This window comes from Embleya sp. NPDC050154, assembly GCF_044460165.1.
Lineage (GTDB): Bacteria > Actinomycetota > Actinomycetes > Streptomycetales > Streptomycetaceae > Embleya.
On sequence record NZ_JBITJP010000001.1, the window covers coordinates 73,018 to 88,194 of the forward strand.

The 15,177-nt window shown below is 71.7% G+C and carries 13 protein-coding genes; 3 read left to right on the plus strand and 10 right to left on the minus strand.

The features are described 5' to 3' along the window. Positions 1-25: 25 nt before the first annotated feature. From ACIBSV_RS00305 to ACIBSV_RS00335, 7 genes are all read right to left on the minus strand, one after another. Entirely contained in the window at positions 26-1,051 is a 1,026-nt protein-coding gene (locus ACIBSV_RS00305) for a LacI family DNA-binding transcriptional regulator (protein ID WP_395858631.1), read from the minus strand. A gap of 198 nt (positions 1,052-1,249) precedes the next feature. Beyond that, positions 1,250-2,743: a rhamnulokinase family protein gene (locus ACIBSV_RS00310; protein WP_395858632.1), complete on the minus strand. Its 1,494-nt coding sequence runs from the start codon at positions 2,741-2,743 to the stop codon at positions 1,250-1,252. 159 nt (positions 2,744-2,902) lie between these two features. Next, a complete protein-coding gene (locus tag ACIBSV_RS00315; protein WP_395858634.1) occupies positions 2,903-4,945 on the minus strand; it encodes a bifunctional aldolase/short-chain dehydrogenase in 2,043 nt (680 codons plus the stop codon). 195 nt (positions 4,946-5,140) lie between these two features. Continuing rightward, positions 5,141-6,307: an L-rhamnose isomerase gene (gene rhaI / locus ACIBSV_RS00320; RefSeq protein ID WP_395858635.1), complete on the minus strand. Its 1,167-nt coding sequence runs from the start codon at positions 6,305-6,307 to the stop codon at positions 5,141-5,143. Positions 6,308-6,437: 130 nt separating this feature from the next. After that, a complete protein-coding gene (locus ACIBSV_RS00325) occupies positions 6,438-6,872 on the minus strand; it encodes a S26 family signal peptidase (protein ID WP_395858636.1) in 435 nt (144 codons plus the stop codon). After that, entirely contained in the window at positions 6,869-8,713 is a 1,845-nt protein-coding gene (locus ACIBSV_RS00330; protein ID WP_395858637.1) for an ABC transporter ATP-binding protein, read from the minus strand. The genes ACIBSV_RS00325 and ACIBSV_RS00330 overlap by 4 nt, the downstream gene beginning before the upstream one ends. Before the next feature lie 50 nt (positions 8,714-8,763). Beyond that, positions 8,764-8,934, minus strand: a complete 171-nt coding sequence (locus ACIBSV_RS00335; protein ID WP_395858638.1) for a hypothetical protein — start codon at positions 8,932-8,934, stop codon at positions 8,764-8,766. Between the two features lie 297 nt (positions 8,935-9,231). Here ACIBSV_RS00335 and ACIBSV_RS00340 point away from each other — a divergent pair, with 297 nt between their 5' ends. Both ACIBSV_RS00340 and ACIBSV_RS00345 read left to right on the plus strand, forming a co-directional pair. Then, a complete protein-coding gene (locus tag ACIBSV_RS00340) occupies positions 9,232-9,777 on the plus strand; it encodes a TlpA family protein disulfide reductase (protein ID WP_395858639.1) in 546 nt (181 codons plus the stop codon). A 456-nt stretch (positions 9,778-10,233) separates the two neighbouring features. Continuing rightward, the gene (locus ACIBSV_RS00345) at positions 10,234-11,088 is read left to right on the plus strand and encodes an endo alpha-1,4 polygalactosaminidase (protein WP_395859302.1); all 855 of its coding nucleotides are present in this window, start codon (positions 10,234-10,236) and stop codon (positions 11,086-11,088) included. A 117-nt stretch (positions 11,089-11,205) separates the two neighbouring features. Here the strand turns inward: ACIBSV_RS00345 and ACIBSV_RS00350 are convergent, their stop codons facing one another. After that, on the minus strand, positions 11,206-12,480 hold the full coding sequence (locus tag ACIBSV_RS00350; RefSeq protein ID WP_395858640.1) for an ATP-binding protein: 1,275 nt from the start codon (positions 12,478-12,480) through the stop codon (positions 11,206-11,208). A gap of 254 nt (positions 12,481-12,734) precedes the next feature. Here ACIBSV_RS00350 and ACIBSV_RS00355 point away from each other — a divergent pair, with 254 nt between their 5' ends. Then, entirely contained in the window at positions 12,735-13,607 is an 873-nt protein-coding gene (locus tag ACIBSV_RS00355) for an aldo/keto reductase (protein ID WP_395858641.1), read from the plus strand. 221 nt (positions 13,608-13,828) lie between these two features. Here the strand turns inward: ACIBSV_RS00355 and ACIBSV_RS00360 are convergent, their stop codons facing one another. Continuing rightward, positions 13,829-14,137 carry a hypothetical protein gene (locus ACIBSV_RS00360; RefSeq protein ID WP_395858642.1) on the minus strand — a complete coding sequence of 103 codons (309 nt, stop codon included), beginning with the start codon at positions 14,135-14,137 and terminating at the stop codon, positions 13,829-13,831. A 57-nt stretch (positions 14,138-14,194) separates the two neighbouring features. Continuing rightward, the gene (locus ACIBSV_RS00365) at positions 14,195-15,130 is read right to left on the minus strand and encodes an alcohol dehydrogenase catalytic domain-containing protein (RefSeq protein ID WP_395858643.1); all 936 of its coding nucleotides are present in this window, start codon (positions 15,128-15,130) and stop codon (positions 14,195-14,197) included. Positions 15,131-15,177 lie beyond the last annotated feature (47 nt).

A 15,177-nucleotide genomic window follows, 5' to 3' on the forward strand; every position in this document is an offset into this window, starting at 1 on the left:
GCGCCACACCGTGCGGCGGCGGGACCTACCCGGTCCCGCCGCCGCTCGTCGTCGACTCGCGCACCACCAACTCGGGCCGGAACACCACCTGTCGATGGGTATGCGAGCGCGGCTGCTCGCTCTCCTCGAAGAGCAGTTCGGCGGCGGTACGCCCGAGCCGATACGTGGGCTGACGCACCGAGGTCAAGGCGACGGCAGACGCCGCCGCGAACTCGATGTCGTCGTAGCCCACCACCGCGACGTCCCGCGGAATCCGCACCCCGGCGCGCAGCAGTTCGCGCATCAGCCCCATCGCGAGCAGGTCGTTGGCGCAGAACACCGCCGACGGCAGCCGGCCCGCCGCGAGCAGCCGCCCGGCGGCCTCCGCGCCCGAGCGCGCGTTCATCGCCGGCACCACCACGTCCCGGGTGGACGTACCCAGTCGCAGTCCCGCGTCCCGCAGCGCGGCCCGCATACCCCGACGGCGGTCCTCGCACTGCCGGATGCCCAGGGGACCGGTGACGAACGCGAACTCGCGATGCCCCTCGGCCACCAGGTGCTCCGCGGCCAACCGGCCGCCGACCACGTCGTCCACCGCGACCGAGCACAGGTCGGCCCGGTCGTCGGTGCGATCGAGGAGCACCACGGCCAGGCCCCGCGCCCGCAACTCCGCCACCGGCAACTCGGCGTCCCGCGCGGGAGTGACCAGCACGCCGCGGACCCGCTGTTCCTGGAGCACCCGCAGATACCGCTCCTGCTTGGCCCCGGAGTCGTCCGAGTTGCACAGGATGACCACCGAGCCGGTCTCGTTGCAGGCGTCCTCCACACCGCGCGCGACATCCGTGAAGAACGGGTTCGCCACGTCCAGGACGATCAGGCCCACGGTGTTCGCGACGCCCGAACGCAGCGAACGGGCCGAGTCGTTGCGGACGAACCCGAGCAGCGCCACCGCTTCGAGCACCCGGGTCCTGGTCGACTCGGCCACCCGCTCGGGGTGATTGAGCACGTTGGACACGGTGCCCACCGACACACCGGCCCGGTGGGCCACCTCTTTGATGCTCGACGTCGTCATCCGGGATCGATCCGCTCCTCCAGGCCGGTAATCTCCGGCGGGCGCCATCAGGGCAGCCTAACGGTTGTCGCCGCGCGCCCCGGATCGGCGCCGACCGCACGTGCGGACCGGGCGACACCCGGGGCACGTCCGCACGATTCGCACCCCGAGCCCCTACCGCCCGAGCCCGTACCGCCCGGGACGCCGCGCCCCGCCCCCTCAGCCGACCGGGGCCGGTCGCACCGGCAGCCGATCCGCCGCCCTCGCCCAGTCGCCCCCGCCGGCCCCGTCCCGCGGCTCGTACCGGCGCAGCGGCTGGGTCGTCCGCAACAGCCGGCGCAGGTCCGCGAGTGAACCGGTCACGCTCCCGGCGGCCCGCGCCTGCACCAGCAGATTGCCCAGCGCCGCGGCCTCGGTCGGCCCGGCCACCACCGGCAGTGCGCACGCGTCGGCGGTGGTCTGGCACAGCAGCGTGTTCAGTGCTCCGCCGCCGACCACGTGTACGACGTCGACGACGTGTCCGGACAGGCGCTGCGCGTCCAGGACGGCCGTGCGGTAGGCGAGCGCCAGGCTGTCCACGATGCAGCGCACCGTCTCGCCGGGCGTGCCGGGCACCGGCCCACCGGCGCGACGGCAGGCCGCCGCGATCCGGTCCGGCATGTCGCCGGGCGCCAGGAACACCGGATCACCGGCGTCCACGAGAAAGCGCAGCGCCGGCACCTTCGCCGCGTCGTCCAGCAGGCGCTCCAGCGAATGCGGTCGACCGAGCCGGTCCCAGTGCCGCATGCACTCCTGGAGCAGCCACAGCCCCATCACATTGCGCAGGTAGCGCACGGTGCCGTCGACGCCCAGCTCGTTGGTGAAGTTGGCCCGCCGACTCTCCTCGGTGAGCACCGGCGCGTCGAGTTCGACACCGACCAGGGACCAGGTCCCGCTGGAGATGTACGCGAAGCGATCGCCGCGCGCGGGCACGCCGACCACCGCCGACGCGGTGTCGTGCGATCCCACGGCGGTGACCCGGACGGGTCCGCGCAGTCCGGTCTCGGCCAGCACCTCGGCGTCGAGCACACCCGCGGCCTCGCCGGGCAACCGCAGCGGTGGGAACAGGTTCGGATCCAGCCCGAGCGCCGACATGATCGCGGTCGACCAGTGCCCGGAGACCGGGTCCAGGAGCTGGGTGGTGGAGGCGTTGGTCACCTCGGTGCCGGCCACCCCGGTCAGCCAGTGGGAAATCAGGTCCGGAATCAGCAACGCCTGCCGGGCGACCGCGAATTGCGGCGTGTCGGCCGCCGCGACGAGTTGGTGGACGGTGTTGAAGCCCGCGTGCTGGATCCCGGTGATCGCGTACAGCTCGGCAGCGGGCACGCGGGCGTACACCCGCTCGGGCACCCCCTCGGTGCGACCGTCGCGATAGTGCACCGGATTGCCGAGCAGCGCCCCGCTTGCGTCGAGCAGCCCGAAGTCGACGGCCCACGCGTCGATTCCCACGCTCACCGGCGTCCCGGCGGTGCGTCCGGCGGCCCGCAGCCCGTCCAGAACGCCGCCGTACAACGCCAGGGCGTCCCAGTGCAGTGTGCCGGCGACGCGCACCGGCCGGTTGACGAAGCGATGCGCCTCGCTCACCGTCAGCGACTCCGGACCCACCCGCCCGGCCAGCACTCGCCCACTGGAAGCCCCGAGATCGACGGCCACAAAGGTCCGCGGCGTATGCATGCCCAACACCTCCTCTTACCTCGTCGATACGGACTCGACGGACGCGACTTACACGACGAACTCGATGGACTCGCCGAACCGGACGGGCCCGACGGGCCCACGGACTTGACGGACTCGACGGACTCGACGGACTCGACGGACTCGACGGACTCGACGGACTCAGCGAAGGAACGCCGCCGCGACGCCCGCGTCCACCGGGATGTGCAGGCCGGTCGTGTGCGACAACTCCCCACCCGTCAGCGCGAAGACCGCGTTGGCCACGTGCGACGGCAACACCTCGCGCCCCAGCAACGTCCGCCGCGCGTAGTACTCGCCCAACCTGTCCTCCTCGACCCCGTACACCGCGGCGCGCTGCGCACCCCACCCGGCCGCGAAGATGCCCGATCCGCGCACCACACCATCGGGGTTGACGCCGTTGACCCGAATCCCGTGCGGACCCAACTCGGCCGCCAACAACCGCACCTGATGTGCCTGGTCGGCCTTGGTCGCGCCGTAGGCGATGTTGTCCGGGCCGGCGAACACCCCGTTCTTGGAGGCGATGTAGACGATGTCGCCGCCCGTGCCCTGCGCGATCATCGTCCGGGCCGCCTCGCGCGAGACCAGGAAGGAGCCGCGCGCCATCACGTCGTGTTGGAGGTCCCAGTCGCGGGCCGTGGTCTCCAGGAGCGGTTTGGAGATGGACAGGCCCGCGTTGTTGACCACCAGATCCACGCCGCCGAAGGCCAGTGCCGCCGCGGCGAACGCGGCCAGGATGCCCTCCTCGGAGGTCACGTCGACGGTGACCGGGACGGCCCGGTCCGGACCGCCGAGCGCCTCGGCGACCTCGCCGGCGGTCACCGCGTTCACGTCCGCGACCACCACGCACGCCCCTTCGGCGACCAGCCGTTCGGCGATCGCCTTGCCGATCCCCGAACCCGCACCGGTGACCAGGGCCACCCGACCGGCGAGCGCCCGCGGCGCGGGGCGGCGGGCCAACTTGGCTTCCTCCAGGGCCCAGTACTCGATCCGGAACTTCTCCCGCTCGTCGATCGGCGCGTAGGTCGAGATCGTCTCCGCGCCGCGCATCACGTTGATCGCGTTGACGTAGAACTCGCCCGCCACCCGGGCGGTCTGCTTGTCCGGGCCGAAGGAGAACATGCCCACGCCGGGCACGAGCACGATCGCCGGGTCGGCGCCGCGGATGGCCGGCGAGTCGGGTTCGGCGTGCCGGGCGTAGTACGCGGCGTACTCGGCACGATATTTCGCGTGCAACTCGGGCAGTCGGGCGAGCACGTCCTCGATCGGCGCGTGGGCCGGCAGGTCGACCACCATCGGCCGCACCTTGGTACGCAGGAAGTGGTCCGGGCACGAGGTGCCCAGCGCCGCGAGCCTGGGGTGCTCGGCCCGGGACAGGAACTCCAACACCGGGGCGCTGTCCGTGAAATGGCCGACCCGGCGCTGGTCGGTGCCGGCGAGTCCGCGGAGTACGGGCGCCAACGCGGCGGCCCGGGCCCGCCGTTGCGTGTCGGGCAGCGGTTCGGCCAGCAGCTCGCCGAACGCATGCCGGGCCGGGTCGTGCCGCGACGCGATGAACTTCTCCGCGCCCCGGATGATGTGCAGCGAGTTGCGCTCGCACTCGGCGCTGGTGTCACCCCATGCGGTGATCCCGTGCCCGCCCAGCACGCACCCGATCGCGTGCGGGTTGGCCGCCCGGATGGCCGCGATGTCCAGGCCGAGGCGGAATCCGGGTCGGCGCCATGGCACCCACACCACGGTGTCGCCGAAACACTCGGCGGTGAGCCTCTCGCCGTCCGCCGCGGTGGCCAGGGCGATGCCCGAGTCGGGATGCAGGTGGTCCACGTGCGCGGCGTCGAGCAGACCGTGCATCGCGGTGTCGATGGACGGCGCGGCGCCGCCCTTGCCGTGCGCGCAGAAGTCGAACGCGGCGACCATGTCGTCCTCGCGCTCGTCGCCCGGGTACACCCCCACCAACGCGCGCAGCCGGTCGAGCCGCAACACGGCCAGCCCGTCCTCGGTCAGCGTGCCCAGGTCTCCGCCCGACCCCTTGACCCACATCAGCGGTACCGCCGCGCCGGTGACCGGGTCGATCCCGTCGGCCTTGGCGGAGGTGTTGCCTCCGGCGTAGTTGGTGTTGCGCGGATCCGCGCCCAGCGCACGGGAACGACTGAGCAGACGATCGACCTCGGACGGGGTGCCGGACATCGGCGGGCTCCTTGTACATCGGTACGGCGCGGTGCGGAAGTACGGAACTGCGGCGCTGCGCGCAAGCGCGGAAATGCGGTACGGCGCGGCGCGGAAATGCGGAAATGCGGTGCGATGCGGTGTGGTACGACGCGGTGCGGCGGTGCGGAAACGCGTCACGGCGCAGTGCCGGAGGCGGGCGAAGCGGACCCGGGCTCAGGCGCCCCAGCCGGCCGGTGTGCCCCCGACCCGCTCGGCCCGGATGCGATCGCCGTGACCCGACGCGTGATACGCCGCGACCGGATCCGGCGCGAGCCCCTGCTCCTCGCGCAACTCCTTCAGCAGTGGGCGGACATCGGTGTTGTAGGCGTCCATCAGCACGGCGTTCGCGCCGAGGACGTCGCCGGCCCGCTGCGCGTCGGCCAGAGCCTCGGCGTCGACCAGGAGCGCCTTGGCGGTGGCCTCCTGGACGTTGGTCACCGAGCGGATCTGGCCGGGGATCCTCGGCTCGATGTTGTGGCACTGGTCGAGCATGAAATTGACTCCGACGGCCGGATCGAGCCCACCGCCGCGTACCACCTCGTGCATGATCCGAAACAGTTGGAACGGGTCCGCCGCGCCCACCATCAGGTCGTCGTCCGCGTAGAAGCGGGAGTTGAAGTCGAACGCGCCGAGCCGGCCCTCACGCAAGAGGAACGCCACGATGAACTCGATGTTGGTGCCCGGCGCGTGGTGTCCGGTGTCCACGCACACCACGGCCTTGGGGCCGAGCTTGAGGCAGTGCGCGTAAGCCGTGCCCCAGTCCGGTACGTCGGTCATGTAGAACGCGGGCTCGAAGAGCTTGTACTCCAACAGGATCCGCTGGTCCGCGCCGAGTCGCGCGTACACCTCGGCCAGTGCCTCGCCCAGGTGCCCCTGCCGGGTGGCGATGTCGCCCTGCCCCGGGTAGTTGGTGCCGTCCGAGAACCACAACTTCACGTCGCGCGATCCGGTCGCGTCCAACACGTCCACGCACGCGAGCAGGTGGTCGATCGCCTTGCGCCGCACCCGTGCGTCGGGGTTGGTCACGCTGCCGAGCATGTAGTCGTCGTCCTGGAACACGTTGGCGTTGATCGCGCCGATCCGTACGCCGTGGTTCCGCGCGTGTTCGGCCAGTTCCGCGTAGTCCTCGACGCGGTCCCACGGGATGTGCAGCGACACGATCGGCGCCACCCCGGTGAAGGCGTGCACCTGGGCCGCGTCCGCGATCTTCTCGAACGGATCGCGCGGCACGCCCTCCTGGGCGAACACCTTGAACCGGGTGCCGGAATTGCCGTAGGCCCACGAGGGGGTCTCGATCCGCTGGGCGCGCAGGGCGGCCCGCACCATCGTGTGGTCCGGCATGGGAGCACTCTCCTGACGCACAGAAAATGAAACGTTTCAATTCGATGCAAGGGAACGTACGACCCCACGGTCGAACCCGTCAAGGGAGCGGTCCCTCGGCGGCCCCGGTCGGGGCGCGGCACGCCGGGCCTCAGCGTCCGCCGACCACCACGCCCAGCACGGTCGAGGTCGGCACGTACCCGAAGTGCCGCGAGTCCTGGGTCCGCGCCGCGTCCCCGCGCACCACCAGCGAACTCTGCGGCACCCGCGTCCCGCGCACCGCGTGCACCGCCTGGCGCACCTCGCGCGGCACCGGATCGCCGGGGACCGCCGCCACCCGCTTGACCAACCAGCGCAGTTCGTCCTCCGCACCGAACCGGACCGGGTTGCGGAAGACGATCGCGTCGCCGCGTCGCACCGTGGTGGTCCGGCGTACGATCAACCGCTCGCCGTGCACGAACGTGGGCGCCATGCTCATTCCGGTCACCCGTACCAGGGCGACCCGCGAGCGCACCGCCCAGAGGATCGGCGTCGCGGTCGCCACGACCGCGGCGAGCACCAGGGTGCCGCGTGTTCTCGGGTTCACTGCGCGTCCTCCGCGATCCTGGTCGAGTCGTCCTGTCGGTCCGAGTCCCGGTAGCCGGCCGCCTGGAGCCCGAACAGCCGGGCGTAGTGCCCGTCGGCCAACGCCATCAACTGATCGTGGCGGCCCAGTTCGGTGATCCGGCCGTCGGCGAGCACGGCGATGGTGTCCGCGTCGCGCAGCGCGCCGAGCCGGTGCGACACCAGCAGGCTCGTCCGGCCGGCCCGATGCCGGTGCAGTGTGCGGTGCACGTCGTGTTCGGCCTCGGGGTCCAGGCCCGAACTGGGCTCGTCCAGGATCAGCAGGTCCGCGTCGGCGCGCATCAGCGAGCGGGCCAGCGCTACGCGCTGCCACTGGCCGCCGGACAGCGTGACGCCTGCCTTGTCGTCGTCCTCGTCCAGGTGCACCCGGCTCAACTGGGTGCGGTAGCCGTCCGGCAGCGCGGACAGGTCCGCGTCGATGCCCGCCGACACCGCGCCGGCCCGGATCCGGACCAGGTCCTCGCGGTGGGCCAGGTCGCCGATGCCGATGTTCTCCGCCGCCGAGAGGTCGTAGGTCATGTAGTCCTGGAAGGTCACCCCGATCCGGCGGCGCAGCGCGGCCACGTCCATCGTGCGGATGTCCACGCCGTCCCAGCGAATCGTGCCCCGGTCCGGGTCGTAGAACCGGCAGAGCAGCTTGATCAGCGTGCTCTTGCCGGTGCCGTTGCGCCCGACCAGTCCCACCGCGCCGCCGGCCGGTATCACCAGGCGCACGCCGCGCAGCACCCACGGCCCGTGCTCGTCGTAGCGGAACCACACGTCGTCGAACTCGACCGCTTTGCGCAGCGCGGGCACCTGCCCGGTACCGGTGGTGGCGGCGGCCAAGTCGTCTGGGGTGTCCATCAGGTCCAGGAAGTGGCCGAACAGCCGGATCGCCTCGGCGGCCATCCCGGCCTGGGAGACCACGCCGGTGAAGGCCTGTTGCACACCCGCGGCGGCGGCGGTGAACAGCATCACGTCGCCGACGGTGAATCGCCCGCGCGCGGCGCCCGCTACCACCACGACCATGCCCAGACCCGCCACCACCGCGTTCAGCGCGGCGAATCCGGCCTGGACGAGCATGCCGCGTCGGGCCACCGCGAGTTCGGCGTCGGTTGCCTCGGCGAGCGCGCGTACCAGCCGGCCGTGCAGGAAGTCGCCCAACCCGAACAGCCGGATCTCCTTGGCCGCACGCGGGTCGGTCAGCAACGACCGGTAGAACAGCCGGCGGCGCTGTTTCCCGGAGGTCAGTTCGAGCACCGCCACCTGCCCGCGTGCCATCGACAGCCGGGCCGACAACGCGGCGACGCCCACCAGGAACAGCAGGCCCACCATCGGCGGCCACACGGCCCACAACACTCCGGTGAACCCGCTCAGCGCGGCGGCGGAACGCACCACCTCCTGGCTGAACATGGTGATGTTGTGCGGCGCGTCCTCGGAGGCCTGCTGGGCCAGCCGCAGCCGGTCGTGGAACGCCGGGTCCTCGAAGCGCCGCAGTCCGCGGAACTCGTTGACCTTGGCGAACAGGTCCCGCTCGACGGTGACCACCAGTCGACGCCGGACCACCTCGTCCAGGTAGGCGGCCAGTTGCATCAGGACGGCGAGCACCGCGCCGAGCGTCGCGAGCACCAGGCCCAGTGCCACCGCCCGTCCGGAGTCGACCTGCGCGCCTCGGCCCAACTCGTCGAAGAGCAGTTTGGTCGACCAGGCGACCAGGGCGGGCAGCACGCCGATCAGCACGGTACAGGCCAACAAAAGCGCGGCGCCCACCGGCGCGGCCCGGAACTGGAGGGTGAGGGCGACCTTGACCGCGCGGGGGCGCAACCGGGACCCCGGGGGCGTACCGCCCTCCGGGGTCCCGTGCGATGGCGGAATCAACAGCGGGTGGCGGTCTTCACGCACGGACCGTTGCAGCTGTACACGTAGCGGTAGTGGCTACGGCAGGCGCAGAACTGGCCGTGTTCCGGGACACACGCCCCGGCTCGTTTCTCGCGGAGGACGAGTCCCAACAGTTTGTCGCCCATGGTGCCGATCACACGGTTCATCGTGGACCTCCATTGCAGGGTCGATTCGACGGAAGCGGGGTGTGCTTCTGCCGGAGGCGACGCTAAACCCGTTCGACGCCGAGTGGCAAGAGAATGCGAGCGGCCCGAATCGACGAGTATCTTCTTTGTTTCGGACCGGCTCCGGGTGAGCACTGATGCCATTGGCGGGCCCGGGGATACATTTCGCCCGGTCGTGTTCGCGGTCCCGTTCACGGATCCTGTACGCCGATCCCGTTCGCCCGTGTGTGGCGGGCCCTGAGGTCGGCCGACATCCTTCGCCGCCTCGGGAGAGTCGCCATGCCGTTGCTGATCGCCGCCGTGGTCCTGGTCACCGTGTTGTGCCTGTTGAACCTGCTGCTCACCTTCGGTGTCGTGCGCAAGCTGCGCGCGCGACGCGGGCAGGGGCACGGCGGACACGATGCGGACATCGCGGACCTGGTGCTGCCGGTGGGCGCGACGGTGCCCGCCTTCGCCGCGGTCACCACCGCAGGTGAGGCAGTGTCCCGGGACGGTTTGGGGGCCGTGCTGTTCGGCTTCTTCTCGCCGGGGTGCCCGGCTTGCGCGGAGCGGCTGCCGCTGTTCGTGAAGGCCGCGCGCAAGGCGGGCGGCGAGGGCCGGCGGGTGCTCGCGGTGGTGCACGGCGACGAGGCGGACACCCGTGAGCAGGTCGCCGCGCTGACCGCGGTCGCGCGGGTCGTGGTGGAGCCTGCCGACGGGCCGTTGGGCCGGGGATTCGCGGTCGCCGGATATCCGGTGTTCGGTTTGCTGGATGCGAATGGCACGGTCACCGCGAGCGGTTTCGACCCGAAAGCCCTTTCCGCACCGATGCGCACCGCGGCCTGATATGACGGATTCGGCCGGGCGCGGGTGGATTCCGGCAGGGTCGTTTATCCGGATGCGTGATTCCCGGGCATGATCATTCTCGGCGATAATTTGCTCCCGGCAATCGGGCTATAGTCGTGGAACGCGGAAGCGTTCCCGCGCGAACCTCGATTTATTACCGGGATCAGATATCCACCGGCGGGAATTCGCCGCGCCGGGTGAGCGCGGTTTCGGCCCGTCACGCAAGGAGTGCACGTGTCAGGTTCGTTCATTTTCCGCGGCCACCGCGGACGCCACGGCCACCGCAGACGCCACGGACGCCGCGGAGTCGCCCGCGCGGCGGTCGCGTTGACCCTGGCGCTGGCCGCCGTGGCGGGTTGCGGGTCCGAAGGAGGGTCGGACGCGGACGCGAATCCGCCCCGGGCGGCGGCCGGTTCGCCGTCGGCGGCATCGACGGCGGCGAGCCCGGCCGCGCCGGTGAGCGAGACGGCTCCGGAGGTCCCGACCACGTCGGCGAGCCCGACGGCAACGGCGAATCCGACGGCGCCGGGGGCCGCCCCGGCCCCGAACACCCCCGCGCCGCCCGGGCAGGCGACACCCGGCGGCTCGGCGAAGCAGGTCGTGCCGCCCGCCGCCGACGCCCCGTTCGACTACCAGATCGGCGGCCCCTACCCGCCGCCGGCGAACGTGCGCGTGCTGATCCGCGATCGGGGCGCGCGGCCCGAACCCGGGCGATACAACATCTGCTACGTCAACGCCTTCCAGACCCAGCCGGACGCGCGGGCGTGGTGGGAGAAGGAGCACCCGGACCTGCTCCTGCGCAAGGGCGGCAAGGTGGTGCTGGACGAGGACTGGGGCGAGGCCCTGCTCGACGTGTCCACCGAGGCCAAGCGCGCCAAGCTGATCGGGGTGGTCGGGCCCTGGATCGACGACTGCGCCAAGAGCGGCTTCCAGGCCGTCGAACCCGACAACCTGGACTCCTACAGCCGCTCGGGCGGCCTGCTGACCCTCGAGCACGACGCCGCGTTCGCCCGGCTGCTGACCGGGCGCGCCCATGCCGCGGGCCTGGCCATCGGGCAGAAGAACACCGTCGAACTGGCCGGCCGCCGCGCCGAGATCGGCTTCGATTTCGCGGTCGCCGAGGAGTGCGGCCACTACGACGAGTGCGGCGCCTACGCCTCGGCCTTCGCCAATCGTGTCTTCGTCGTCGAGTACTCCCGGGCCGACTTCGACACCGCGTGCCGCGGCTGGGGCGGCAAGGTCTCCGTCGTGCTCCGCGACCGTCAGGTCACCGCACCCGGCAACTCGGCTTACCTGTACGCGAGTTGCTGATCCGCGACCGTCGGGTCAGCGAACTCGGCGACTCGGCGCACGGGTGCGCGTTGCCGATCCGGTGCACGCCGTCGTCGCCGCGCCGACCGGGGAGTCCCGGTCGGCGCGGCGAAGCCGTCACACCCGGGCGTGGGTGGTGATGTCCTCCTCGAAGAGCTCGACCATGCTCGCGGTCACCGTGGGGCGGGACTGGGCGAGGGCGTCCAGGTAGTCGTCGGTGCCCGCGCCCGGACCGTCGCCGCCGGCGGCCTCGTCGAACAGGTCGCGTTCGAAGGAGGCCTGGGCGGCGATCCGCGCCGCGTGGCCGATGTCGGCGGGCGTGAGCAACTCGCTCGCCGCCACCAACGCGTCCAGGTCCACGTCCGGACGGGCGGACGCGTACCGGGTCCACATCGCCCGGCGCGCGTCCGCGTCCGGCGTGCCCACCGGGATGATGTAGTCGAACCGGCCGGGTCGCAGGAACGCCGGGTCCAGCGAGCGCACCGAGTTGGTCGCGCAGACCAGCAGCCGGTCGCCGTGTTCGCGGAACGCCGGGATCAGCTTGAGCAGTTCGTTGGTCACCGCGTGCACGGCGCCGGCCCGGGCGTGCCGTACCGGCGCGATCTCCTCGACCTCGTCGATGAACACCACGATGCGCTCCAGCCGAGCCAGCCGCCCGAACGCCTCGCGCAGTGCCGCCGCCAGGTTGCCGCCGTCGGCCAGTCGCGAGGGCAACAACTCCACGAACGGCCAGCCCAGGCGCGAGGCGATGGCCCGGGCGAAGGTGGTCTTGCCGGTTCCGGGCGGGCCGAACAACGCGATCGCGCTGGGCGGTTCCACCCCGTGCCGAAGCGCGCGCTCGGGGTCGGCCAACGGCAGCACCACCCGCCGCTCGATCAGGTTCTTCTCCACCTCCATGCCGGCCACCTTCGACCACAGGTCGCCCGGCAACATCCGCCCGCCGAGCCGGTCCAGGGTCTCCGCCGCGTGGTCGTCGACCGGCTCCACCTTCTCGAAGTAGGCGACCGCCGGGCGCCGTTCGTAGCCCGCGTTGCGCAGGCCCTGCTCCCGCGAGTCCTCCTCGGGCAGCACGTAGGCGATCCGCCGCACCCGCTCCTCGACCAGCCTGCGCTCCAGCGCGAGCAACAGCGTGCTGGTCAGGCCCAGACCGCGCGCGGCGGGCGAGATGGCGATCCGCATCACCCAGGCCCGCCCCTCGGACACCGTGGCCAGCGCCGCCCCGACCACCGCGCCGTCCCGGCGCGCCACCATCGCGGGCTGCCGCGAGGTCAGCGCATTGATGCACTCCGACAGCGAGAAGACCGACTCCTGGCCGAGGCCGGTCGTGGTGTCGATGAGGTGCACCACCGCTGCGAGGTCCTCCTCGCGGTAGTCCTGTATGAGCCAGACCATGAACAGCTCCATCCGTGGATCGAGTGCCTCGACGAGTGGCAAACAGTAGGGAGGGTAGCGGTGCCGCGAACGCGTCGTTGTGTACAAATAGACATGCGAACTTGGTCACCGTGCGGATGGACATTCCGGCCCGTAGCCGTGACATGCGAGTCGGTGACGCCCAGCGACCGCACCCGCCCCACCGGTGCACAATGGCCACGACCTCGTCCGAACCGTCCGGCCCGCCCGGGCCGCCCGACCCCTACGGAGCACACATGACCGTCTCGTCCGCGTCCGGCCCCGCCCACGCGTCCGGTGTCTTTCCGATCGGTGGCGACCTGCCGGTGCGCCGACTCGGGTTCGGCGCGATGCAGCTCACCGGGGCCGGTGTCTGGGGCGAGCCCAAGGACCGCCGGGAGGCGATCCGGGTATTGCGCCGCGCCGTCGAACTCGGGGTGAACCTGATCGACACCGCCGACTCGTACGGCCCGTTCGTCAGCGAACAGCTCATCCGCGAGGCCCTGCACCCGTACGCCGAGGACGTGGTGATCGCCACCAAGGGCGGCTTCGCCCGCACCGGGCCGGGCGAGTGGCGCGTGCTCGGCCGGCCCGAGTATCTGCGCCAGCAGACCGAACTGAGCCTGCGGCACCTCGGCCTGGACCGGATCGACCTCTACCAGCTGCACCGGATCGACCCGCAGGTCCCGCTCGCGGACCAGCTCGGCGAACTCGGCCGGCTGCGCGAGGAGGGCAAGATCCGACACATCGGCCTGTCCGAGGTCACCGTCGAGCAACTGCGCGAGGCCCGGGAGATCGTCGAGATCGTCTCCGTGCAGAACCTGTACAACCTGGCCGAGCGCAAGGCCGAGGCCGTGCTCGACTACGCGGCGCGGGAGAACATCGCGTTCATCCCGTGGTTCCCGATGGCCACCGGCGAACTCGCCCGCCCGGGCGGACCGTTGGACCAGGCCGCCAAGGAACACGGCGCGGCGCCGTCGCAGTTGGCACTGGCCTGGCTGCTGCACCGCTCCCCGGTGATGTTGCCGATCCCGGGCACCTCCAGCGTCGCGCACCTGGAGGAGAACATCGAGGCGGCCGGGATCGATTTGTCCGACGAGCAGTTCGAGGCGCTGTCGGCCGCGGTCTGAGGACCAACCGTCGGCCCGGGCCGGCCCGGCCGGTGCCGCGTTCCGTCCCGCCGGACGGGACGCCCCCACCCGCGCCGGCCACGAGCGGGTCGGCCGTGACACGACAACGCCTGCCCGGCCCCGAGGTTCCGGGGCCGGGCAGGCGTTGTCGTGTCGTCGAGGGCATCCCGGCCATGGACGGCGGCCGGGATGCCCGTTCGGGGCCTACTGCTGGACGACGGTCAGGTTGGGCACCCAGCTCTCCGGCAGGCTGCCGTGGAAGGCCACCCGCTGCGTGCCGGTGTTTTGATCACGTAGTCGGCGCCGGCCAGCGCCCGGCGGCGGCCCAGGTGCGCCTCGACCCGGGCCCCGACGCCGAGCGATTCGATCATCCAACGGGTCATCCGTTCCGCGGTGTTCAGCCGATCGACGTCGATGTCGTGCAGCACGACGGTCATCTCGTCGGTCAGTTCGGGGTAGGTCGGCAGGTCGGAGAGCAGGTTCTTGGCGAACGTGATGCTGCCGGCTCCGATGAGCACGATCCTTGCCATGTTCGGGTCACCTCGCTGTGGGTGTCGGGTGGGGCGGGAGGTTCGTCACGGGCCGCGTCACGGGCGCAGGATCGCCTTGACCGGGTGGCTGCCACCGCGCATCAGGTCGGTGAAGATCTCCGCGCCCGACTCCAGCGGGTAACTGGCGGTCCAACCCAGGCCCCAGCCGCCGACGAGTTCGGCGGCCCGGGCGAACTCGTCGTCGGTGTAGGCGAACGAGCCCAGCACCCGCTTCTCGGTACGCACCAGCATGGTCGCGTCGAAGCCCGCGCCGGCGTCGGCCAGGCCGAGCCAGATCGCCACCCCGCCCGGGCGAAGCAGCCGTACCGACTGCTCGTGGGTCTCACCGGTGCCGACCGCGTCGAAGACCACGTCGAACTCGCCGGAGAGTTCGCCGCCGACCGTGGCGGCGCCCAACAGGGAGGCCATCCGGCGGCGTTCGGGCGAGCGGTCGGCCACCGCGATGCTCGCGGTGTCCTCGGTCAGCGCGGCCAGCACGCAGACCAGACCGATCGCACCGGCGCCGATCACGCCGACCCGGGCGCCGGGCGCGACGTCGGCCAGCCGCCAGGCGTGGACCGCGTTGGCCGCCGGTTCCACCACCGCGGCCGCCTCCCAGGACATCTCCTCGGGCAGCTTGTGCAGCGCGGAGCGCGGGACGGCGACCCGCTCGGCGAACGCGCCGGGCAGGTGCACGCCGATGATGCGGCGTTCGCGGCAGACCTGACGCAGACCGTCGCGGCACAGGTCGCAGGTGCCGCAGGACAGGATCGGGTTGACCGTCACCGGGACGCCCTCATCGGTGACACCCGCGAACTCGTGGCCCATCACCAGGGGCGGGACCCGAAAACCCGGGGTGCGCACGCCGTGCAGTTCGCTGCCGCAGATGCCCGCGCTGCGTACGTGGACGAGCACGTCGTCCTCGCCCACCTCGGGTTCGGCGACGTCGTCCATCTCCACGGTCGAGGGGCCGGTGAACACGAGCGCCCTCACCGTCGTGCCCCCTGTGTCGCGCCGTTGCCGGTGCGGTTGCGGTTCAC